Below are 20,982 nucleotides of genomic sequence, written 5' to 3'. Positions count from 1 at the left end.
CGTGCGTGTCGTATCCCGATGCCGCAGTGGCCGAATCGTGAAATGAAAAAAGCCTCCCGGGATTCCCGGAAGGCGTTTTCGATCTTTCGAGTGGGCCTAGGAGGACTTGAACCTCCGACCTCTTCGTTATCAGCGAAGCGCTCTAACCGCCTGAGCTATAGGCCCTGAGTGGGTGTTCGAAGTGTGTCACTCGAACGAGGCAGAAGATTACCGTACCGGAGCGCCGATAACCAAAACGGCCGGTCAGCGCCCTGCAAAGGGCAGGACGGACCGGCCGTAGCGGCGGATCGAAACAGCGGTTTCTAGTCGGGATCGGCCAGGGTGACCTGGATGCCGCCGACCAGATCGGTGCACTGGTTGTAGACGAAGACGCCGACCGTGGACAGCGCCGTCAGCAGCACCACATTGATGAGACCGATCACACCGGCGTAGCCGAAGACCGTGCCCGCGTCGATGAGCGCCGAGCTGGAGTTGTCCGAGACCATGTCGGTGAAGGTGGAGTTCAGGCGCTCCCACACACCCATGCCCTCGAGCACCAGGTACAGCAGGCCGACCGCCAGCATCCACACGAAGAACATGGCCACGCTGATCACCAGCGAGACCTTCAGCGTGGACCACGGGTCGATGTGGCGCAGCTGCACGGTGGCGCGCAGCGGCTCACCGGTGGCCGCGGCCTGCGCCACCGCCGCGGGGGCGGACGGCGAGACCGGACCGGCCGGCGCGATCGGCTCCGGCGGCGGCAGCGGGTGCCGCAGCTCGGACAGATCCGGCAGATCCTTGACCAGTTCCGGGCGGGCGATGCTGCGGGTCGGTCCGTCGATGCCGACGGACTTCACCATGGCCGCCTCCTTGCGCGCCGCCTTGGCCGCCAGGTCGGCGGTGGTGCGGGCATTGGAGACGCCGGCGTTGAGGCCACCACCCTGCAGACCGCCGCCTTGCAGACCGCCGCCCTTGAGGCTGGCGGTGCTGCCCGGCGTCGGGGCCTGGCCCGGGCGGTACAGGTTGGACTGCGGCTCCCGCTGCGGCAGCTGCGACCAGCCTTCCTGGAAGGGCGAACCGCCCTGGGCGTCCGCGGCCTCCGGTGCCGCGGCGTCTGCCGAATTGTTACCTTCCGGCCCGAAATCGCCGGACTGGTCCGACAATTCGGGTGATTGCGGCGCACCGCCGTCATTCCCGCCGGTCCGCGGAATAGGCCGCGGCGGAATCGGGGACGGGGCGATTCTCTCGGTCACGCCATTGGCATGACCGCGCTGGTCATTCGGCTGATTCGTGGTCAATGGTGAATCCTTCGATCCGTTTGTGCCGCCGCTGCTGTGGTGAAACTACTGCTTCGCCGAACCGCTGGTGTCATCTTCGGCAACCTGGTCGGGCTCATCCGCGTTCCGGGCGATCGCGAGCAAAATATCGCCCTCGCCCAGGTTCATCAACCGCACACCCTTGGTTTGGCGACCGGCCTTGCGAACCTGGTTCGCCGCGGTGCGAATGACACCGCCACCGGAGGTGATCGCATACAGCTCATCATCATCATTGACGATGAGCGCACCGACCAGATTGCCACGCTTCTCGTCGTACTGGATCGTCAGCACACCCTTGCCGCCGCGACCCTGCGCCGTGTACTCGTCGATGGCCGTGCGCTTGGAGTACCCACCCGCCGTCGCGACAAGCAGATAGATGCCCTCCGCGTCGCGAACCACGTTGAGCGACAACAGTTCATCGTCGGCATTGAAGCGCATGCCCTGCACGCCGGAGGTGGCCCGGCCCATCGGGCGCAGCACCTCGTCATTGGCATTGAAGCGGATGGACTGGCCGTGCGCCGACACCAGCAGCAGATCGTCGTCCGCCGAACACAGTGCCGCACCGACCAATTCGTCCTCATCGCGCAGATTCACCGCCACGATGCCGCCGGTCCGGTTGGAATCGAAGTCCGTCAGCTTGGACTTCTTGACCAGACCCTTGCGGGTGGCCAGCACCAGATAGGGCGCGTCCTCGTAGGACTTGAGCTGAATGACCTGGGCGATCTTCTCGTCCGGCTGGAAGGCGAGCAGGTTCGCCACGTGCTGGCCGCGCGCGGTGCGGTTGGCCTCGGGCAGCTCGTACGCCTTGGCCCGGTACACCCGGCCCTTGTTGGTGAAGAACAGCAGCCAGTCGTGGGTGGAGGTGACGAAGAAGTGCTTGACGATGTCGTCCTGCTTGAGACCCGCGCCCTGCACGCCCTTGCCGCCGCGCTTCTGCGAACGGTAGAGGTCGGTCTTGGTGCGCTTGGCGTAGCCGGTCTCGGTGATCGTCACGACCACGTCCTCGCGGGCGATCAGATCCTCGTCCTGCACATCGCCGTCGGCCGCGATGATCTTGGTGCGGCGCTCGTCGCCGTACTTGTCGACGATCTCGGCCAATTCGTCACGGACGATGGCGCGCTGGCGCTCCGGCTTGGCCAGGATGTCGTTGAGGTCCGCGATCTCGGCCTCGATCTTGGCCAACTCGTCGAGGATCTTCTGACGCTCCAGGGCCGACAGGCGGCGCAGCTGCATATCGAGGATGGCGGTCGCCTGGATCTCGTCGATCTCCAGCAACTGCATCAGGCCGGTGCGCGCGGTCTCGGTGTCGGCCGAGCGGCGGATCAATGCGATCACGGCGTCCAGCTGGTCGAGCGCCTTCACCAGACCGCGCAGGATGTGCGCGCGTTCCTCGGCCTTGCGCAGCAGGTACCTGGTGCGCCGGATGATCACTTCCAACTGGTGGTTCACATACAGCCGGATCATCTGATCCAGGCGCAGCGTGCGTGGCACCTTGTCGACGATCGAGAGCATGTTGCAGCCGAAGGAGGTCTGCAACTGGGTGTGCTTGTACAGGTTGTTCAGCACCACCTTGGCGATGGCGTCGCGCTTCACCGTGATGACGATGCGCAGACCGACACGGTCGGACGACTCGTCGTGGATGTCGGAGACACCCGCGATCTTGCCGTCCTTCACCTGCTCGGCGATGGCGTTGATGAAGTTGTCGGTATTGACCTGGTACGGCAGCTCGGTGATGACGATCGTGGTGCGACCCCGGTTGTCCTCCTCGATCTCCACCACACCGCGCATGCGGACCGAACCGCGACCGGTGGTGTAGGCGTCGATGATGCCCTGGGTGCCCACGATCAGGCCGGCGGTCGGGAAGTCCGGGCCCTTCACGCGCTCGATGCACGCCGCGAGGGTGGTCTCCTCGTCGGCGTCATGGTTGTCCAGCGCCCAGTAGATGGCCTCGGCCAGCTCGTTCAGGTTGTGCGGCGGAATGTTCGTCGCCATGCCGACGGCGATGCCGTTCGAGCCGTTCATGAGCAGGGCGGGCACCCGGCTCGGCAGAACGGTCGGCTCCTGCGTCTTACCGTCGTAGTTCGGGATGAAATCGACCGTCTCATGGTCGATCTCGCGCAGCATCTCCATCGCCAGCGGCGTCAGGCGGCACTCCGTGTAACGCATGGCGGCCGCGCCGTCGTTGCCGCGGGAACCGAAGTTGCCCTGGCCGTCGACCAGCGGGTAGCGCAGCGCCCACGGCTGCGCCATGCGCACCAGGGTGTCGTAGATCGCGGTGTCACCGTGCGGGTGGTAGTTACCCATGGTGTCGGCGACCGGGCGCGCGGACTTCACGTAGCCGCGGTCGGGCCGATACCCGTTGTCGTACATCGCGTACAGGATCCGGCGGTGCACCGGCTTCAGGCCGTCGCGCACCTCCGGCAGCGCGCGGCCCACGATCACGCTCATGGCGTAGTCGATGTAGGAGTTCTGCATCTCCTGCTGGATGTCGACCGGCTCGATGCGGTCGCCACCCGAGGGCGGAAGCGAAGTCTCAGTCATGAATCAGGTCTCCGTCAGAAGTAGGGGTGGTCCTCGCGGCGCGCACGCGGAGGCCGAGAAGGCCTCCGCTGTCGCGAATTACACGTCGAGGAACCGGACGTCCTTGGCGTTCCGAGTGATGAAGCTGCGGCGAGCCTCCACGTCCTCACCCATGAGGATCGAGAACAGCTCATCGGCCGCGGCCGCGTCATCGAGCGTGACCAGACGCAGGACGCGCACGGTCGGATCCATGGTGGTCTCCCACAGCTCCTTCGGGTTCATCTCACCGAGACCCTTGTAGCGCTGGATACCGTCGTCCTTGTTGATCTTCTTACCGGCCGCCAGGCCGCGCTCCAGCAGACCGTCGCGCTCCTTGTCCGAGTAAGCGAACTCCGGCTCGGACCGCTGCCACTTCAGTTTGTACAGCGGCGGCATGGCCAGATACACGTGACCGTGCTCGACCAGCGGGCGCATGAAGCGGAACAGCAGGGTCAGCAGCAGCGTCGAGATGTGCTGGCCGTCGACGTCGGCGTCGGCCATCAGCACGATCTTGTGATAGCGCAGCTTGGCGATGTCGAACTCGTCATGGATACCGGTGCCGAAGGCCGTGATGATGGACTGCACCTCGGTGTTCTTCAGCACGCGGTCGATGCGCGCCTTCTCCACATTGATGATCTTGCCGCGCAGCGGCAGGATCGCCTGGTACATCGAATCGCGGCCGGACTTGGCCGAACCACCGGCGGAGTCACCCTCCACGATGTAGATCTCGGACTTGCTCGGATCCTTCGAGCGGCAGTCGGCCAGCTTGCCCGGCAGACCGCCGATATCGGTGGCCGACTTGCGGCGCACCAGCTCACGCGCCTTACGGGCCGCGACCCGCGCCTGCGCCGACGAAACCGCCTTCTGCACAATCGTCTTCGCATCGGCCGGGTTCGCCTCGAACCAGTGCGAGATGTGCTCGTTGCAGGTGCGCTGGACGAAGGACTTCACCTCGGTATTGCCGAGCTTGGTCTTGGTCTGGCCCTCGAACTGCGGGTCGGCGATCTTCACGCTCACGATGGCGGCGAGACCCTCACGGATGTCGTCACCGGTGAGGTTGCCTTCCTTCTCCTTGAGGAGCTTCTTGTCCTTCGCGTACTTGTTCACCACCGTGGTGAGCGCCGCGCGGAAGCCCTCCTCGTGGGTGCCGCCCTCGTGGGTGTTGATGGTGTTGGCGAAGGTGTGGACGGACTCGGAGTAGCCCGAGTTCCACTGCATCGCCACCTCGACCTCGTGGCCGGTGCCCTTGCCGGTGAAGCCGACGATCGAGTTGTGGATCGGCGTCTTGGTCCGGTTGATGTGGCGGACGTAGTCCTCGAGACCGCCAGGGTAGTGATAGGTGCGGGTCTTCGTCTTCGGCTCGGCGGCGGGCGCGTTCTCGTCGAGATGCTTGGGCGCCTCGGCGGTTTCGCTCACCACCTCGTCGGTGATGTCGCCCTCGTGGATTCGCTGATCGGTCAGCGTGATGGTGAGGCCCTTGTTCAGGAACGCCATCTCCTGCAGGCGGCGGGCGACCGTCTCGAAGCTGAAGGTGGTGGTCTCGAAGATGTCCGGGTCCGGGAAGAACCGGATGGTGGTGCCGGTCTTCTTGGTCGACTCGCCCTGGATCAGCTTGCCGGGCTTGGCGTCCTTGTACTCCTGGGTCCAGTGGTACCCGCCGTAGTTCACCTCGGCCTCGAGGCGGGTGGACAGCGCGTTCACCACGGAGATGCCGACACCGTGCAGACCACCCGACACCGCATAGGACTCGCCGTCGAACTTGCCGCCGGCGTGCAGCTGGGTCATGACCACCTCGATGGTCGGCACACCCTGCGCATGCATATCGGTGGGGATACCACGACCGTCGTCGACGACCTCGACACCGCCGTCGGCCAGCAGGGTGACATCGACACGCGTCGCATACCCGGCCATCGCCTCATCGACCGAGTTGTCGACGACCTCCCAGATCAGATGGTGCAGGCCGCGCTCACCGGTGGAGCCGATGTACATACCGGGGCGCTTGCGTACCGCCTCCAGCCCCTCGAGCACCGTGATCGAGGTCGCGCTGTACGACTGATTGCCCTGCTTGGTCGAGCCTTCTGCGTTGGAGTCCATGGCAGCCACTGGTGGGTAGCTCTCCTTACTTGCTGATCCTCCCGGCACAGTGCATGGCACGCGTGGAGCCCTCAGACGCTGTCTGCTCGAGTACCCAGACGCTGTCTGCTCGAGAATTACGGGGGCTCACGCGCGGGCGCTGCGGAACGCGCCGGGAGGTATCGCCGCTAGTTACTCCCCCATCCTACTGGTACGACCGACAGAGAACCCACCTATGACACCCCTGAGTGGGCCGTAGGGTCATGAAATCGACCAGCGATATGACCCGTTATGGGTGCGGGGGGTTCCGGAAGCCTCAGCGGGCGATGTGAGCGCGGGCCCCGAGCGGTTTGCGCGAGGGTTCTCCGTGATCTCCGGACGCTGCGCGTGACGATCTCTTCTCGTTCCACGTGAAACAAACGCCGCGGAGCGGAAATTCGCGGCCTACCCGTAGGTGTCGCGCGGGCCCCGGCCCTTGATGTGCCGCTCGCCCTTGCGCCAACTCGGTGCGGTCGGGCCGTTGATCCGGAGCTGTTTGACGACGCCGTTGCCGACCGCGGCCGCGATCTTGGCGAGGATCTGGGATTGGAACATGCGCAACTGGGTCGCCCAGGCCGTGGACTCGGCCTGAATGCTCAGCACGCCGTTCTCCAGCGAGATGGGCTGGGCGTGGGACGCGATGTCCTCCCCCACCACGCTGGCCCAGCGGCCGAAAACCGTGCCCTCGGCGACCTTGGCCGACCAGCCGCGGCCCTTGGCCAGCTGCATGGCCAGCGCGGAGAGGGTCTGCGGATCGCGCTCGTCCGGATGCGCACCCGACCAGCCGCTGCGCCGCCGCAGGGCACGAACGCCACCCTTGCGCGGCGAGGCTCGGCCCTGACCCACCGACTTACCGGCCGCGCGCGCCGCCGCACGTGCTTCTTCGAGGGCGCGCCGAGCCAGGTCGACGCCGCGCAACTCCGGTTCCGGGCCGGTCCCGTCGCTGGATCGACCGGGGGCACCAGGATTCGCCTCGGGCGGGGTGTGGTCGTTGCCTTCGGTCGGCTCGGCCATCCACAACTCCTTCCACACCTGGGAATCCCGATGATCATCGGCGGTTCGTCACGTGATTCTGCCGTATCGCACCGACGGACTCACCGGCACGACGCACGATTCCGCCGCAAGGTCACATGGACGCCGACTCGGCTATCCGGGACGCCCGGTGATCGGCCTCGCCCGTGGTCTCCACCCGCACCGGCGCGGCATCCAGCTCCGGCGGCACGTCCTCGGGCACCGCGGCGGTGATCAACACCTGCTCGGCTCCGGCGGCGACCGCGGCCAGGGCGGTGCGGCGCCGGCGATCCAGTTCGGCGAACACGTCGTCGAGGATCAGCACCGGATCGGTTCCGGCGGAACGCAGCAGCTGGAAGGCCCCGAGCCGCAATGCCAGGGCGAAGGACCAGGACTCACCGTGACTCGCGAAACCCTTCGCGGGCGCGGAACCCAGCATCAGATCCAGATCGTCACGGTGCGGGCCGACCAGGCACACCCCGCGCTCCAGCTCCTTGGGACGCGCCGCGGCCAGCTCCCGCAGCAGGATCGCCTCCAGCGCCTCCTCGTCCTCGGCCTGTGGCGCACGCGCGGGATCCAGGAATTCCGGCGGCAGGCTCGTACTGCGGTAACCGATTGCGGCGGGCCGGGATTCGGGCGCGATATCTGAATAAGCCTGTGCAAGATGTGGATAAAGGTCGTGTACCAGCCGCAGCCGCTGCGCCAGCAGCACCGCCCCGTGCGCCGCCAGATGGCCGTCCCACACATCGAGGGTGCTCATCTCCGCGCCACGCGCACCCGAACGGGCATTACGCCCAGCCGTTTTCAACAGCGCCGACCGCTGCCGCAGCACCTTGTCGTAATCCGCGCGTACCCCGGCAAGCCGCGGCAGTCGGGCGGTGGCCAGTTCGTCCAGGAAGCGCCGCCGCTCCCCCGGATCCCCGCGCACCAGCGACAGATCCTCCGGCGCGAACAGCACGGTCTGCAGAATCCCCAGGATCTCCCGCGGCCGCCGCACCGGTGAGCGATTGATCTGGGCGCGATTGGCCGTGCCCTGATTCAGCTCCATATCCACCCGGAGCTCGCGGCCGGTATTGACCACCGTCGCACCGATCCGGGCCTTCTGCGCGCCGATCCGGATGAGCGGAGCGTCGGCCGCCACCCGGTGTGAGCCGAGTGTGGACAGATAGCCGACGGCCTCGATCAGGTTGGTCTTGCCGTTCCCATTGGCGCCCAGGAAAACCGTTCCACCGGGCGAAAGTTCGAGTTCGGCGGCCTCCCATGACCGGAAATCGCGCAGTGACAGCGCACGCACGTGCATCCGGCTAGTCCACCATGCCCGCGATCGGATCCAGTACCGGCCCCGGCTGGGGATACTCGAACGCGCGCGGCGGATTCGCCGCGCGCGCCGAGTTTTTCACAGGTTTGTCAACACTGTGCACAGGTATGTCGTCCGTGCCGGGTCGATGGGTTGCCGAACGGGCTCAGCCCGGCAACCGCACCGGCATCAGCAGGTAGATGTAGTTGCCGCTGAGGGCCGAGAACGCGCCCGACTCCAGCTGGGCGGGCTCCTCCTCCGGCGCCGGCAGGAACACGGCCGGGCGGCTGGGAGTGGTGAAACCGAAGGTCACCCGGTCCGAATGCGAGGCGGAGAGGCCGTCGAGCAGGTAGCCGGGGTTGAAGGCGATGGTCAGCGGCTCACCGCGGAACTCGGCCTCCAGCCACTCCTCGGCGCGGCCGGCGTCGTCGCCACCGGCGGAGAGCAGCAGGCCCTCCTCGGAGAACTCCAGCCGCACCTGGGCGCCGCGCTCGGCCACCAGGGCCACACGCTTGATGGCTTCGGTCAGCGCGCTCACCGCGAGGGTGGCGATGGAGGTGTGCTCCTTGGGGAGCAACTGCCGGAACTTGGGGAATTCCGCGTCGAGCAGGCGCGTGGTAGTGCGGCGGCCGCCGTTCACGATGCCCAGCAGGCCGTCGGTGCCGGTACCGAAGGCCAGCTGCACCGGCTGATCGGACGCACCGAGGGTCTTCGCGGACTCGGACAGGGTGCGGGCCGGGACCAGCACCGCGGTCTCCACATCGGCGCGGCCCGGCTGCCATTCCAGCTCGCGCACGGCGAGACGGAAGCGGTCGGTCGCGGCCAGGACCACCTTGGGGCCTTCGATCTCGACGCGGATACCGGTGAGCATGGGGAGGGTGTCGTCGCGACCGGCGGCCACGGCCACCTGGGAGACTGCCTCGGAGAACAGGTCCACGGCGAGCTCACCGGTCTGCGGCGGCAGCTCGGGAAGCTGGGGATAGTCCTCGACCGGCATGGTCGGCAGGGAGAACTTGGCGCTGCCACAGGCGATCAGCACGCGGGTGCCGTCCACCGACACGTCCACCGGCTTGTTGGAGAGCGCCTTGGTGATATCGGCCAGCAGGCGGCCCGATACCAGCACCTGACCCGGACCGGCGACCTCCGCGGCCACCCGCATCTGCGCGGAGACCTCGTAATCGAAACCGGAGACCGTCAGGCCGTCCTCGTCAGCCACGAGAAGCACGCCACCGAGCACAGGCACCGGAGGCCGCGACGGCAGGCTGCGGGCCACCCAGGCTACGGATTCGGCGAAGTCCTCGCGGGCGACCCGAAACTTCATGCTTGCAAGCTCCATCGCCCGGTCTGTCCTCTCCACTGTCGGTCGTTCGGATCTTCGGATCAGTAATCGGCAGTCTCGCACACGGGGCCGACACCAAACCGTACCTGCGCGAGACCGACGTGCCTACGGCGACCCTCCGGCTCACCACCGGAACTCTGGTGGGCGCTCACGGGCGTTGCCCCTGAACCCCTTCGGCACCGATCCCTTGCCCGTCCTTCTCCTTGCTGCCCGATCGGGTGGGGAGGGGCTGCCCATCGAACCGTGCCCTCCCAACCCGAGATTCCACACACCCTGTTTTAGAAGAACCTTTTCTAGAAGAAGAACTGAAGTAGTAGTAGGTCCTGTTAGTTCTGTGGACTTCGGCCATTCACCCAGGTCGGAGCATCCGGCGGCGTGTGGATGTCGTCGGGGTGGCTCGAGGATGAACAACGCGTGGCTGTGGAGTTGACCTGCTACTCCACATCTCTCCTCGAGCCATCCTCGAGTTGGTCCCACGTTTCGGGCCATGCTGCGCACATCTGAGCGAAACCGGGGACAACTCGAGGATTCCTCGAGGACCTGACATGGACTCCTCGAGGAATCCACAGGCCGCTGAGCGCATCCGGGCAGGTCAGCCCTCGAGGATGAATCCACCTGTGGGAACTGTGCACGAAAAGTTGTGCACCCCTGTGCATGACGGCCTGGGGGCAACCCGGTGGACAACAGTGGGATTCCTCGAGGAGTCCACACACCTTCCTCGAGGACTCCTCGAGGAATCCACAACCCCGGAAAACAAAGAACCCCACGTCAGACGACGTGGGGTCCTGTGGACTGTGGATCAGCGCGAACGCTGTTTGATTCGGGCTGTGAGTTCTTGAACCTGGTCGTACACACGCCGCCGCTCGGTCATCTCCTTGCGCACCTTCTTCTCCGCGTACATGACCGTGGTGTGGTCGCGGCCGAAGGCCTGGCCGATTTTGGGCAGCGACAGATCGGTGAGCTCACGGCACAGATACATGGCGATCTGCCGGGCCTGCGCCAGCGGCCGCGCCTTGCCTGGACCGGTCAGCTCCTCCAGCGTGGTGTTGAAGTACTCCGCGGTCACGGCCATGATCGTGGCCGCCGTGATCTCCAGCGTCGCGGTGTCGGGCATCAGATCCCGCAGCACCACCTCGGCCAGCGACAGATCCAGCGGCTGCCCGTTCAGCGACGCGAACGCGGTGACGCGGATCAGCGCGCCCTCCAGCTCGCGAATATTGCGCTCCACCCGGCTGGCGATCAGTTCGAGCACATCGTGCGGCACGTCCAGGCGGTCCATGCGGGCCTTCTTGCGCAGGATCGCGATACGGGTCTCCAGCTCCGGCGGCTGCACATCGGTGATGAGCCCCCACTCGAACCGGGTGCGCAGCCGCTCCTCCAGCGTCGCCAGCTGCTTGGGCGGCCGGTCGGAGGACACCACGATCTGCTTGTTGGCGTTGTGCAGGGTGTTGAAGGTGTGGAAGAACTCCTCCTGGATACCTTCCTTGCCCTCGATGAACTGGATGTCGTCGACCAGCAGGATGTCGGTCTCCCGGTAGCGGCGCTTGAACGCCACCTTCCGGTCGTCACGCAGCGAGTTGATGAAGTCGTTGGTGAATTCCTCGGTGGACACGTACTTCACCCGCATGCCCGGGAACAGCCGCTGCGCGTAGTGGCCGGCCGCGTGCAGCAGGTGCGTCTTGCCCAAACCCGAAGCGCCCCAGACGAACAGCGGATTGTAGGCGCGCGCCGGCGCCTCCGCGATGGCCACCGCCGCGGCGTGCGCGAAGCGGTTCGAGGCGCCGATGACGAAGGTGTCGAAGGTGTACTTCGCGTTCAGGCTGGCCGAGGACGGCGCGGGCGCGGGCTCGCGTTCGGGCGTCCGGTTGAAATAGGTCGGCCACGAATTGCGGACATTCACCACCGGCTCGTCGTCGTGCGCCTCGTCCACCGGCCGGCGCGCGGCCGGTTCCTCCGAATAACGCGGCGCGGGTTCGTCCGAATAACGCTGGGGCGCGGGCTCGTCCGAGTACCGCTGCGGGGCGGGTTCATCGGCATAGCGCTGCGGTTCGTCGGAATACCGTTGTGAGGCGGGACGGACGGGTTCGTCCTCGGGGTCCGGCGAGAACAGCGACTCCTGCCCGGGCGGCATGGGCGCGCTGCGATGGTTGTCGCGGCGCCGGGGCGGCGCGGGCGGCTCCCCGACCGGCATCGGACGGTCCGGCGCCGACATCGGCAACTCTTCGGCCATCGGCGGCTGCCCGAATTCCACAGGTGGATAAGCATCGCGCTCGTCGTACTCGGCCGGGTAGTCCTGGGGAGGGAGGTAGCGCGGCGCCGCGTACTCCTGCGGACTCGGATACATGGGCTGTGGACGCTCGCCCAGCGGCGGCTCGGCCGGATACGCGGGAGGCGCGGGTTCGGGTTCGCGCGGGCGCTCGGGCCGGGAGGTCATGCGCGCGTGCCGCGGGGCATTCCCCGAGCGACCGGCGGGCGGATGCTGTTGCGCGCGAATGCGCACGCCCAGGCCCTCGACCTGGAGACCGCGGCGGGCCAGGGATCGCAGAATGAGCTCCCGCAGGTCCCGCTCGACCGTCACCTGCGCCATCGTGCCCGGCACCGAGAGCAGGGCGAAGCCCTGCGCGAAGGTGATCGGTTCGATAGTGTTGAGCCACGCCTTGTGGGCCTTGCTGACCGGCTGGATCTCCCCGTCCGCGGAACCACTCGCCAACTCGGCGATCACCTCTGGCCAGACAGCCGTCAGCACATTCTGCTCGTCGTCCACGAACGTAGTCCTCCCCGGATGTAGGTCGATAGGAGCAGACGGTCTGCGCTGCTCGGCTCCCCCGGTCACCGGGCGTCGGCGAGTCACCGTCGGCCCTACGAATATGCCACTCCAGGGGTCTTTCCACACAATTATCCACAGATGTGGACAACCTGGGGATACGCACAACTGCGTGTCTGATTCCCCGAATCTGGCGCGTACCTGCGGGTTCACAGCAATCAGCTGGCAAAGTCAACCGCAGTCGCAGCGAAGGACTGGAAAGGACCGTACACGACGCCCGCGCCGCGACACGAACCCGCAGCAAACGCCACGCGGAACGATCGATCCAGTGCGGAAATCGGGCCCCTACCCCCGAGTTTGACCCTCGTCCAGGGGGTAAGTACCCTTCTACAGTCACCCTATGGTGCGGTGGCGGCTGTCTGCTGCCCGTGCCGACAAGGGTATTGCGCCGAGAGACCCAGGTCCCTCGAGAGCACTGTTTCACCGACAAGCTTCGGGCGTCACCGGATGCCCACCACCTAGAGGAGTGTTGACCGTGGCCAAGGGCAAGCGGACGTTCCAGCCGAACAACCGTCGTCGGGCGCGCGTCCACGGCTTCCGTCTTCGGATGCGGACCCGTGCGGGTCGTGCCATCGTCTCGGCGCGCCGTGGCAAGGGCCGCGCCAAGCTCACGGCCTGATTCGGTAACCCCCGGATGCGGCGTCGTATGTGCGACTCGCCGTCCGGTCTCCGGTCCCCCATCCGCCCGCACTCCGCTGGATGCTCAGGTGCTGCCTGAGCCCTACCGGCTGCACCGGCGCATCGACTTTTCCCGGACGGTGCGCCAGGGCCGGCGGATCGGGAGACGGGACCTCGTTGTGCACGTACTGCTACACGATGATCAGTCGAGCGGATCGACCCCGGCCATCCGGGTGGGCGGTCCGCGTTTCGGCTTGATCGTCAGCAAGGCGGTGGGTCCGGCGGTGGTACGCCACCGGGTGGCCCGCCGCCTGCGTCATATCTGCGCAAGCTTGACGGCCGAATTGCCCGGCGGCGCAGACATTGTCATTCGCGCCCTGCCGGGTGCGGCCGGCGCGCCCTCCGACGAACTGCTGCGTCAATTACACAGCGGTTTGCGCAAGCTCGGTGCTCTGTCATGAACGCCCTGCGCGCCGCTGCCCGGATACCGGCCAAAGCTCTGATATTCCTCATCGAGCTGTATCGGACCTATATCTCCCCCACCCGCATGCCGGTGTGCCGATTCACTCCCTCGTGCAGTGAGTACGCGGTGACGGCGCTGCGCACCCGCGGACTGTTCGTCGGGCTCGGACTGACGGCCGTCCGATTGGCGAAATGTGCGCCCTGGCACCCTGGTGGGTGGGACCCCGTACCGGAGCGCAAGCACCGGCACGCGGCATCAGCTTACGAAGGATCATCGCCCGCGGTGACCGAGGATACGAACGACGGGAGTGCATAGCGCCGTGCTCGACTTCATCTATTACCCGGTGTCGGCCATTCTGTGGTTCTGGCACCAGGCATTCGGGTATGTGCTGGGCAAGAACAGCGGATTCGCCTGGGCACTGGCCGTGGTGTTCCTGGTGTTCACGTTGCGGCTCGTGCTCTACAAGCCGTTCGTGAAGCAGGTGCGCACCACCCGGCAGATGCAGGAGTTGCAGCCCCAGATCAAGGAGCTGCAGAAGAAGTACAAGAACGACCGTCAGGAGATGACGGTCCAGATGCAGAAGCTGCAGAAGGAACACGGCTTCAACCCACTGATGGGCTGTCTGCCGGTGCTGCTGCAGGTTCCGGTGTTCCTGGGTCTGTTCCACGTGCTGCGGTCGTTCAACCGCACCGGCCACGGGATCGGGCAGCTGGGCATGACGCCCTACGACAATGCCCACACCCCGAACTACATCTTCTCCGCGGCCGATGTTCAGTCCTTCCTGTCCGCCCGGCTCTTCGGCGCTCCCCTCTCGGCCTACATCACCGAGCCCGCCACCGTGCTGCAGTCCTTCGCCGACTACGGCGGCGTGCCGACCAAGCTGGCCATCGCGCTGGTCTCGATTCCGCTCATGGTGATCGCCGGTGTCGCGACCCACATGAACGCCCGCGCCTCGGTGGCCCGGCAGTCCGCGGAGGCCGCGGCCAACCCGCAGGCCGCCATGATGAACAAGATGGCGCTGTACGTCTTCCCGCTCGGTGTGCTCGTGGGTGGTCCGTTCCTCCCCGTCGCCATCCTGATCTACTGGGTCTCCAACAACATCTGGACCTACGGGCAGCAACACCTCGTCTTCGGCCGCATCGAGAAGGAAGAAGAAGAGAAGAAGCAGGCGGCCCTGGAGCGTCGCGCGCAGAACGCCCCGAAGCCGGGCGCCAAGCCGGTCGACGTCCGCAAGAAGCAGGCGGCCGCCAAGGTCGAGGGCGCCGTCTCCGATGCCGTCGAGGACGCCGTCTCCGATGCGCCGCAGGCGTCCCAGAATGGTGCCAAGCCCGCGCCCGGCGCCCGGCCGAGCACCGGCAAGAAGCGCTCCGGTAATCGTGGCCGCGCCAACCAGAAGCGGCGTCGCTGAGACTTACAACACCAGATGAAGGAAACAACCATGACTGTTGAAACCGACGGAGGGGAACCCACTGTGACGGCAGCGACTGCGGCACCGGACGCCGCGACCGACGCCGAGGAAGCGCTCATCGAAGAGGGTGAGATCGCCGGCGATTACCTCGAGCAGCTGCTGGACGTGCTCGACTTCGACGGCGATATCGACCTCGATGTCGAGGGCGACCGCGCCGTCGTGAGCATCGACGGCGGCAAGGATCTGGCGAAGCTGGTCGGTCGCCGGGGTGAGGTGCTGGACGCGCTCCAGGAGCTGACCCGGCTGGCCGTGCAGCAGGCGACCGGCGTGCGCAGTCGGCTCATGCTGGATGTCGCGGGCTGGCGGGCCAATCGTCGTTCGGAGCTGAGCGCGCTCGGCACCGAGGCGGCCAAGCGCGTGCTGGAAACCGGTGAGCGTGAAGCCCTCGCCCCCATGACCCCGTTCGAGCGCAAGATCGTCCACGACGCCGTGGCCGCCCTCGACGGTGTGGTGAGCGAGAGCGAAGGCGTGGAGCCGAACCGTCGCGTGGTGGTACTCCCCGCCTGACACGCGGACACGTACGGCAGGGCCCCCGGGTTGCAGAGACCCGGGGGCCCTACGCTTATCTGGAGTCGTCCCCCGTCGCAATTCGCCACCGTGCGAGGGGGTTCGGGGGCACGATCCCCGACAGTCCCCATGGGTTGGGCAAGTTCGTTCGGAAGGATGTTTCACGTGGAACCTGACACCGAGATGACCGCTCCGGGTCCGGTCGATCCCCCGGCCGCGGCCGCGGTCGTTTTCGGCGATCGGCTCGACAAGGCCCGGCTCTACTACACCGCCCTCGCCACCGCGGGTGTGGAGCGCGGACTGATCGGCCCGCGTGAGGTCCCCCGGCTGTGGGATCGCCACATTCTCAACTGCGCGGTGATCGGTGACCTGATCCCCCACGGCGTGCGCGTGGTCGACATCGGCAGCGGGGCGGGCCTGCCCGGCATCCCGCTCGCGATTGCCCGCCCCGATCTCCGAATCACCTTGGTGGAGCCGCTGCTTCGCCGGACCGTCTTCCTGGCCGAGTTCGTGGCCGAGGCCGGACTCGACAATGTGCTCATTGTGCGCGGCCGGGCCGAGCAGGCCGGCGTGAAGAAGGAGGCGGGCGGCGCGGACATCGTCACCTCCCGCGCGGTCGCTCCCCTGGCGAAGCTGGCGGGGTGGTCCATGCCGCTGGTCCACGAACACGGACGGATGCTGGCGCTCAAGGGAATCAGCGCCGCCGAGGAACTCGAGCGCGATCGCGACGATCTGACCAAGGCGGGCGCGGGGCACGCCGAGGTCCTGGAATGTGGTGTGGGAGTGCTCGAGACGCCGACCTATGTCATCAGTGCCGAGCGGTTGGCACGCGCCGAGCGCCGGGCGGAGCGCAAGGGCGGGGGTCGTGGGACCAATCGCCCGAAGCGTCACTGACGAAGCTCGGGCGACTTCGGGGTCGCGATGTTTCATGTGAAACATGAAGCCGGTTGCGAGCTTTGAGTGGTTTCGCGGGTGAGTTTCCCCGACTCGGGGCGTGTCGCGGTGCGAAGCTGCCCGTTCAACTTCCGTATTGTGTCCTCTACTGGCAAGCTAATGAACGTCGAGCGTGAACGACTTCCAGCCGATTCGAGCCAGCCCTCGGTGACAACGCAGCGTCGCGGCCGTTGCTGCCAGGTGCGCGAAATTCTGCTCGGCCATGTGTCTTTGAGTTCTTCGGGTTAGGAGCCTGTATGTCCAACGGTCCGGCGAATGTTTCACGGGAAACAACGTCCCGGGTTCCCGGCATGCTCGATAGCGGTCCCTTCGATACCGACGAGTTCAGCCGTACCCCGTTCGGGAACATCTCCGCTGACACCCCGATTGCCGCCGAGGCGCAGCGCGCGAGTCAGGTGCTGTCGGGCACCAATGCCCAGATTCCGCGTCCCCGGGAACAGCGCATCATCACCATCGCCAATCAGAAGGGCGGCGTGGGCAAAACCACGACGGCCGTGAATCTGGCTGCCGCGCTCGCTATTCAGGGCATGCGGGTGCTGGTCATCGACCTCGACCCGCAGGGCAATGCCAGCACAGCCCTCGGCATCGAGCACCACTCGGGCATCCCCTCCAGCTACGAACTCCTCATCGGCGAGTGCTCGGTCAGCGACGCCATCCAGCAGAGCCCGCACAATGAACGGCTGCTGTGCATCCCGGCCACCATCGACCTGGCCGGCGCGGAGATCGAACTCGTCTCCATGGTCGCCCGCGAGGGCCGGCTCAAGGCCGCCATCCAGGAGGCCAATCTCGCCGGGTACGACATCGACTACGTCATGATCGACTGCCCGCCGTCGCTGGGTCTGCTCACCGTCAATGCGATGGTCGCCGCCAAGGAGGTGCTGATCCCCATCCAGTGCGAGTACTACGCACTCGAGGGCGTGGGTCAGTTGCTCCGCAATATCGGTCTGGTGCAGGCACATCTGAATCCCGGATTGCACGTCTCCACCGTCGTTCTCACCATGTACGACGGCCGCACCAAGCTCGCCGATCAGGTGGCCGAGGAGGTGCGCTCACACTTCGGCGATGCAGTGCTGCGCGCGGTCATCCCGCGCAGCGTGAAGGTGTCGGAGGCTCCCGGCTACGGCATGACCGTCCTCGATTACGATCCGGGCTCGCGGGGTGCGATGAGCTACCTCGATGCCGGACGTGAGATCGCGTCGCGTAACTCGGCGCGCCAGACTGCGCCGGCGCCCGTTTCGGACGCACAATCCGGTGTGTAGGTGAATCTCGGTGGCGGTGAAGGTGAACAACGGAAGGGGTCGTTAGGCCGATGAGTCAGGCGAAGAAGGGTGGACTGGGGCGCGGCCTCGCGGCACTGATCCCGACCGGCCCGGCGACCACGCCCGGCGGGCTCGGCAGTGCCGCCGCCAATGTTGTCATCGGCCTGGATCCGGTTGGTCCGCAGCCGGCGTCGGCGTACCTGCATCGGGTTCCCGATCCGGTCGAGTCGGCCGTCGACGGCACGGACGCGGGTGCGGTCTACCGGGAGATCCCGCCGGAGCAGATCGAGCCGAATCCCAAGCAGCCGCGCACCGTCTTCGAAGAAGAGGCGCTGGCCGAACTGGTGCACTCCATCAAGGAATTCGGTCTGATGCAGCCCATCGTGGTGCGTCAGGTCGAGTCCGTACCGGTCCCCCGCTATCAGCTCATCATGGGCGAGCGGCGGTGGCGGGCCAGCCAGGAGGCGGGCCTGCCCGCCATCCCGGCCATCGTGCGTGAGACCGCGGACGACTCCATGCTGCGAGACGCGTTGCTGGAGAACATCCATCGGGTGCAGCTGAACCCGCTCGAAGAGGCGGCCGCCTATCAGCAGCTGCTGGAGGAGTTCGGCGTCACCCACGAGGAACTGGCCTCGCGCATCGGCCGTTCGCGTCCGGTCGTCACCAATATGATTCGCCTGCTGAAGCTTCCGATTCCGGTGCAGCGCCGGGTGGCGGCCGGCGTGCTGTCGGCCGGGCATGCCCGTGCCGTGCTGGCCCTGGAGGCGGGGTCCGACGCGCAGGAGGCCCTGGCCGCGCGGATCGTGGCGGAGGGCATGTCGGTCCGGGCGACCGAGGAAGCCGTCACCCTGGCGAACCGGAATCCGGATGCGGTTACTCCCCCGGCGCCCAAGCGCAAGCCGATTCAGATGCCGGGTCTGCAGGACGTGGCGGAGCGGTTGTCGGAGTCCTTCGACACCCGCGTGACGGTCAGTCTGGGCAAGCGCAAGGGCAAGATCACGGTCGAGTTCGGCTCCATCGATGATCTGGAGCGAATTGTCAGTCTCATGGAGCAGTCGAAGCCCTAGAGTGGGTCCACCCCGAGGGTCACAGTGGAAACGTCACTGTGACGTTCGGGTTCATGGCCCTGGAGAGGCGTAAAGCGTTGATCGCTTATTCTTTTTGGCGAGCACTGTGTGATGCGGCGTGAGTGTGGATGAATCAGACAGCTGGAGGCTGAGCAGAGCGGTGTCGACCAGCGTGACCGCACTTACCCTCGGCGGACTCGACAAACTTCCGGTACACGCGCGGCGGTGCGTGTTCTGGGAGATCGATCCGGCCGTGGCGGCGGATTCCCATAGCTTCAGCGACCCGACCTTCGAGAAGGAGGCCTGGCTCTCCACCGTCATGTTGCAGTGGGGGTCGTGCGGACAGGTCGCCGTGGTGGACGACCGGTCGGCGGGCTGCGCGCTCTATGCGCCGCCCAGCGCGGTGCCGCGTGCCGGTCTCTTCCCCACCTCCCCGGTGAGCCCGGATGCGGTGCTGCTGACCACGCTGAGCGCCGAAATGCCCTACCGTGACACCGACATAGCCCTGCAGCTGATTCAGGCCGTGGTGGGCGATCTGGTGCGCCGCGGTGTGCGGGCCATCGAGGCGTTCGGTATTCGCAAGGATCCGCCGACCACCGCGATGCCGGCCGTCGGTTCCATGACCCTGCGCGAGCGGATCGGCACGCCGCGCCGCTCCCCCGCGCCTGCCCCGTCCGGGTGTTCGCCGGAGCAGTGCATGATCGAGGCCGACTTCCTGGAGGACGTCGGTTTCAAGGTGGTCGCCTCGCATCATCGATTCCCGCGCCTGCGTCTGGAATTGGATCACGAGCACCTGTGGAAGGAAGACGTCGAGCGGGCGCTCGATCAGCTCCTCGCGGCGGCCGCGCTGACCATGCCGACCCGCATCGCGACGCGGTAGCCACCCGCATCGCCATGCGGTAGCCCACCCACTCCCCCAACGAAAAACCCCTCCAGCCCAGAATGGGTTGGAGGGGTTTGTTTCATGTGAAACATCAGAGCCGGTCTGCGGCCGCCAGTTCCTCGGCGAGCAGTTCGGCGAATGTGTATGTCCCCGTGGGCTGGTCGTCCTGGCCCAGCAGATACAGCCGCTTCACGGAGATCAGGATCGCCTCGGCGATCACGTCGCGCATGCGCGGGTTGGTCAGCACCGAGGAGTCGTAATCACTGGTCAGGTAGCCGATGTCGACCTGGACGGTCGGCATCTTGGTGAGCCGCAGCAGATCCCAGGTGCGGGCGTGGGTCCGGCAGTCCTGCAACGAGGTTCGCGCCACGATCTCGCGCTGGATGAACCCGGCCAGCACCTGTCCGATCATGGACGTGGAGCCGTGCGAGTTGCCGAAGTGGAAGCTGGCCACGCCGCTGGCGGCACCGCTGTCATTGCTGGCGCAGCGCAGCGAGATCATCAGGTCGGCGTCGAAGGTGTTGGAGGTCTCGGCCCGCTCGGCGTCGGAGGGGTTGGCCCCCCACGGCCGGGACAGGAAGGTCTCCATACCGGTTGCGGCCATGCGTCCCTCGAGCCGGCTGGCCAGATCCCAGAGGATCTCCGATTCGTAGACGTCACCGAATTCGGTCGGCACCGGGGAGCCCTTGTCGGGTCCGCCCAGGCCCGGATCGATGACGATGCGCTTACCGGTGAGCTGCGGCCCGGCCCGGTGCACCACCTCTTCCTCGGCGATGCGGTGCGGGTTGCCGCCGGTGACGCGGGCGCCCAGCAGATCCAGCGAGCGCAGGGTGTCGGGACCGCAGATACCGTCCGAGGACAGCCCGATCTCGCGCTGGAACGAGGTGAGCGCGTCGTGGGTGTGCGGGCCGAAGTAGCCGTCCACCCGGTGCACGTAGAAGCCCAGATCCTGCAGTCGCCGCTGCAGGGTGGCGACATCGTCGCCGTACAGCGGTGCGGACAGCTGGTAGATGAGGGTCCGCGCGCCGAGGCGGTAGGACGCCTCTTTCAGCGCGCGGTAGGTCGCCGGACCGACCACGCCGTCGACCAGGAGTCCGCGGTGCTGCTGGAAGGCACGCACCGCGGAGTCCAGATCATGGTCGAAGGTCGCGTCGGCGTCCTTCCAGTACTCCCCGATCGGACCCGAGGGGTCGCTGTTGGGGCGGGAATGCAGGAACCCGAGGCTTGCCAGGGTGCTCCGAACCTCTGCTACGGCTGGTCCTGTATCGCCGTGACGAAGTCGGTGCATGCGTGAGAGCCCTTTCCTTCCGCCAACCCGGGTACCCA

17 protein-coding genes and 1 tRNA gene are annotated in these 20,982 nt (G+C 66.6%); 9 read left to right on the top strand and 9 right to left on the bottom strand.

All coding sequences use genetic code 11. The features are described from left to right. Nucleotides 1–91 precede the first annotated feature (91 nt). The 8 genes from ACFXHE_RS18790 to dnaA form a co-directional block, all read right to left on the bottom strand. Nucleotides 92–165: transfer RNA gene (locus ACFXHE_RS18790), tRNA-Ile, on the bottom strand. A gap of 137 nt (nt 166–302) precedes the next feature. Further along, complete coding sequence (locus ACFXHE_RS18785; RefSeq protein WP_379384581.1) at nt 303–1,277, bottom strand: DUF3566 domain-containing protein; 975 nt, start codon at nt 1,275–1,277, stop codon at nt 303–305. Nucleotides 1,278–1,322: 45 nt separating this feature from the next. Continuing rightward, nucleotides 1,323–3,836, bottom strand: coding sequence for a DNA gyrase subunit A (gene gyrA, locus ACFXHE_RS18780; protein ID WP_379384579.1), 2,514 nt, complete (start codon nt 3,834–3,836; stop codon nt 1,323–1,325). A 78-nt stretch (nt 3,837–3,914) separates the two neighbouring features. Then, entirely contained in the window at nt 3,915–5,948 is a 2,034-nt protein-coding gene (gene gyrB / locus ACFXHE_RS18775; RefSeq protein WP_354848986.1) for a DNA topoisomerase (ATP-hydrolyzing) subunit B, read from the bottom strand. A gap of 423 nt (nt 5,949–6,371) precedes the next feature. Further along, entirely contained in the window at nt 6,372–6,980 is a 609-nt protein-coding gene (locus ACFXHE_RS18770; protein WP_379384577.1) for a DUF721 family protein, read from the bottom strand. Nucleotides 6,981–7,092: 112 nt separating this feature from the next. Next, the gene (gene recF, locus ACFXHE_RS18765; protein WP_379384575.1) at nt 7,093–8,277 is read right to left on the bottom strand and encodes a DNA replication/repair protein RecF; all 1,185 of its coding nucleotides are present in this window, start codon (nt 8,275–8,277) and stop codon (nt 7,093–7,095) included. 163 nt (nt 8,278–8,440) lie between these two features. Beyond that, nucleotides 8,441–9,610: a DNA polymerase III subunit beta gene (gene dnaN, locus ACFXHE_RS18760; RefSeq protein WP_379384573.1), complete on the bottom strand. Its 1,170-nt coding sequence runs from the start codon at nt 9,608–9,610 to the stop codon at nt 8,441–8,443. Nucleotides 9,611–10,412: 802 nt separating this feature from the next. Next, a complete protein-coding gene (gene dnaA, locus ACFXHE_RS18755; protein WP_379384571.1) occupies nt 10,413–12,377 on the bottom strand; it encodes a chromosomal replication initiator protein DnaA in 1,965 nt (654 codons plus the stop codon). 535 nt (nt 12,378–12,912) lie between these two features. On the opposite strand from dnaA, the gene rpmH reads away from it, so the two are divergent. From rpmH to ACFXHE_RS18710, 9 genes are all read left to right on the top strand, one after another. Continuing rightward, complete coding sequence (gene rpmH / locus ACFXHE_RS18750) at nt 12,913–13,056, top strand: 50S ribosomal protein L34 (protein WP_033085250.1); 144 nt, start codon at nt 12,913–12,915, stop codon at nt 13,054–13,056. 88 nt (nt 13,057–13,144) lie between these two features. Beyond that, a complete protein-coding gene (rnpA, locus tag ACFXHE_RS18745) occupies nt 13,145–13,516 on the top strand; it encodes a ribonuclease P protein component (RefSeq protein ID WP_354849003.1) in 372 nt (123 codons plus the stop codon). Beyond that, nucleotides 13,513–13,833: a membrane protein insertion efficiency factor YidD gene (gene yidD / locus ACFXHE_RS18740; protein ID WP_379384568.1), complete on the top strand. Its 321-nt coding sequence runs from the start codon at nt 13,513–13,515 to the stop codon at nt 13,831–13,833. Before rnpA ends, yidD begins: the two co-directional genes overlap by 4 nt. 4 nt (nt 13,834–13,837) lie before the next feature. Beyond that, nucleotides 13,838–14,926, top strand: coding sequence for a membrane protein insertase YidC (gene yidC, locus ACFXHE_RS18735; protein WP_379384770.1), 1,089 nt, complete (start codon nt 13,838–13,840; stop codon nt 14,924–14,926). A gap of 30 nt (nt 14,927–14,956) precedes the next feature. Then, on the top strand, nt 14,957–15,493 hold the full coding sequence (locus ACFXHE_RS18730) for a protein jag (protein ID WP_354849012.1): 537 nt from the start codon (nt 14,957–14,959) through the stop codon (nt 15,491–15,493). 156 nt (nt 15,494–15,649) lie between these two features. After that, nucleotides 15,650–16,387 carry a 16S rRNA (guanine(527)-N(7))-methyltransferase RsmG gene (gene rsmG, locus ACFXHE_RS18725; protein WP_379384566.1) on the top strand — a complete coding sequence of 246 codons (738 nt, stop codon included), beginning with the start codon at nt 15,650–15,652 and terminating at the stop codon, nt 16,385–16,387. Nucleotides 16,388–16,737: 350 nt separating this feature from the next. After that, nucleotides 16,738–17,706: a ParA family protein gene (locus ACFXHE_RS18720; RefSeq protein WP_379384564.1), complete on the top strand. Its 969-nt coding sequence runs from the start codon at nt 16,738–16,740 to the stop codon at nt 17,704–17,706. Nucleotides 17,707–17,756: 50 nt separating this feature from the next. Next, nucleotides 17,757–18,773 carry a ParB/RepB/Spo0J family partition protein gene (locus ACFXHE_RS18715; protein WP_379384562.1) on the top strand — a complete coding sequence of 339 codons (1,017 nt, stop codon included), beginning with the start codon at nt 17,757–17,759 and terminating at the stop codon, nt 18,771–18,773. 160 nt (nt 18,774–18,933) lie between these two features. Then, the gene (locus tag ACFXHE_RS18710) at nt 18,934–19,653 is read left to right on the top strand and encodes a GNAT family N-acetyltransferase (RefSeq protein ID WP_379384560.1); all 720 of its coding nucleotides are present in this window, start codon (nt 18,934–18,936) and stop codon (nt 19,651–19,653) included. A 94-nt stretch (nt 19,654–19,747) separates the two neighbouring features. On the opposite strand, the gene ACFXHE_RS18705 is transcribed toward ACFXHE_RS18710, so the two are convergent. After that, nucleotides 19,748–20,944, bottom strand: a complete 1,197-nt coding sequence (locus tag ACFXHE_RS18705; RefSeq protein ID WP_379384558.1) for an N-acetylmuramoyl-L-alanine amidase — start codon at nt 20,942–20,944, stop codon at nt 19,748–19,750. Nucleotides 20,945–20,982: the final 38 nt, after the last annotated feature.

This window comes from Nocardia sp. NPDC059229, from assembly GCF_042754165.1.
Classification (GTDB): domain Bacteria; phylum Actinomycetota; class Actinomycetes; order Mycobacteriales; family Mycobacteriaceae; genus Nocardia.
The sequence above is the reverse complement of the archived record's forward strand: the minus strand, read 5'-3'. Positions and strand labels throughout refer to the sequence as shown.

Coding starts and splice junctions, on each gene's coding strand:
- gyrA (WP_379384579.1), bottom strand. CDS start 3,836: ATGACTGAGACTTCGCTTCCGCCCTCGGGTGGCGACCGCATCGAGCCG.
- gyrB (WP_354848986.1), bottom strand. CDS start 5,948: ATGGACTCCAACGCAGAAGGCTCGACCAAGCAGGGCAATCAGTCGTAC.
- ACFXHE_RS18770 (WP_379384577.1), bottom strand. CDS start 6,980: ATGGCCGAGCCGACCGAAGGCAACGACCACACCCCGCCCGAGGCGAAT.
- recF (WP_379384575.1), bottom strand. CDS start 8,277: ATGCACGTGCGTGCGCTGTCACTGCGCGATTTCCGGTCATGGGAGGCC.
- dnaN (WP_379384573.1), bottom strand. CDS start 9,610: ATGGAGCTTGCAAGCATGAAGTTTCGGGTCGCCCGCGAGGACTTCGCC.
- yidD (WP_379384568.1), top strand. CDS start 13,513: ATGAACGCCCTGCGCGCCGCTGCCCGGATACCGGCCAAAGCTCTGATA.
- ACFXHE_RS18730 (WP_354849012.1), top strand. CDS start 14,957: ATGACTGTTGAAACCGACGGAGGGGAACCCACTGTGACGGCAGCGACT.
- rsmG (WP_379384566.1), top strand. CDS start 15,650: ATGTTTCACGTGGAACCTGACACCGAGATGACCGCTCCGGGTCCGGTC.
- ACFXHE_RS18720 (WP_379384564.1), top strand. CDS start 16,738: ATGCTCGATAGCGGTCCCTTCGATACCGACGAGTTCAGCCGTACCCCG.
- ACFXHE_RS18715 (WP_379384562.1), top strand. CDS start 17,757: ATGAGTCAGGCGAAGAAGGGTGGACTGGGGCGCGGCCTCGCGGCACTG.
- ACFXHE_RS18705 (WP_379384558.1), bottom strand. CDS start 20,944: ATGCACCGACTTCGTCACGGCGATACAGGACCAGCCGTAGCAGAGGTT.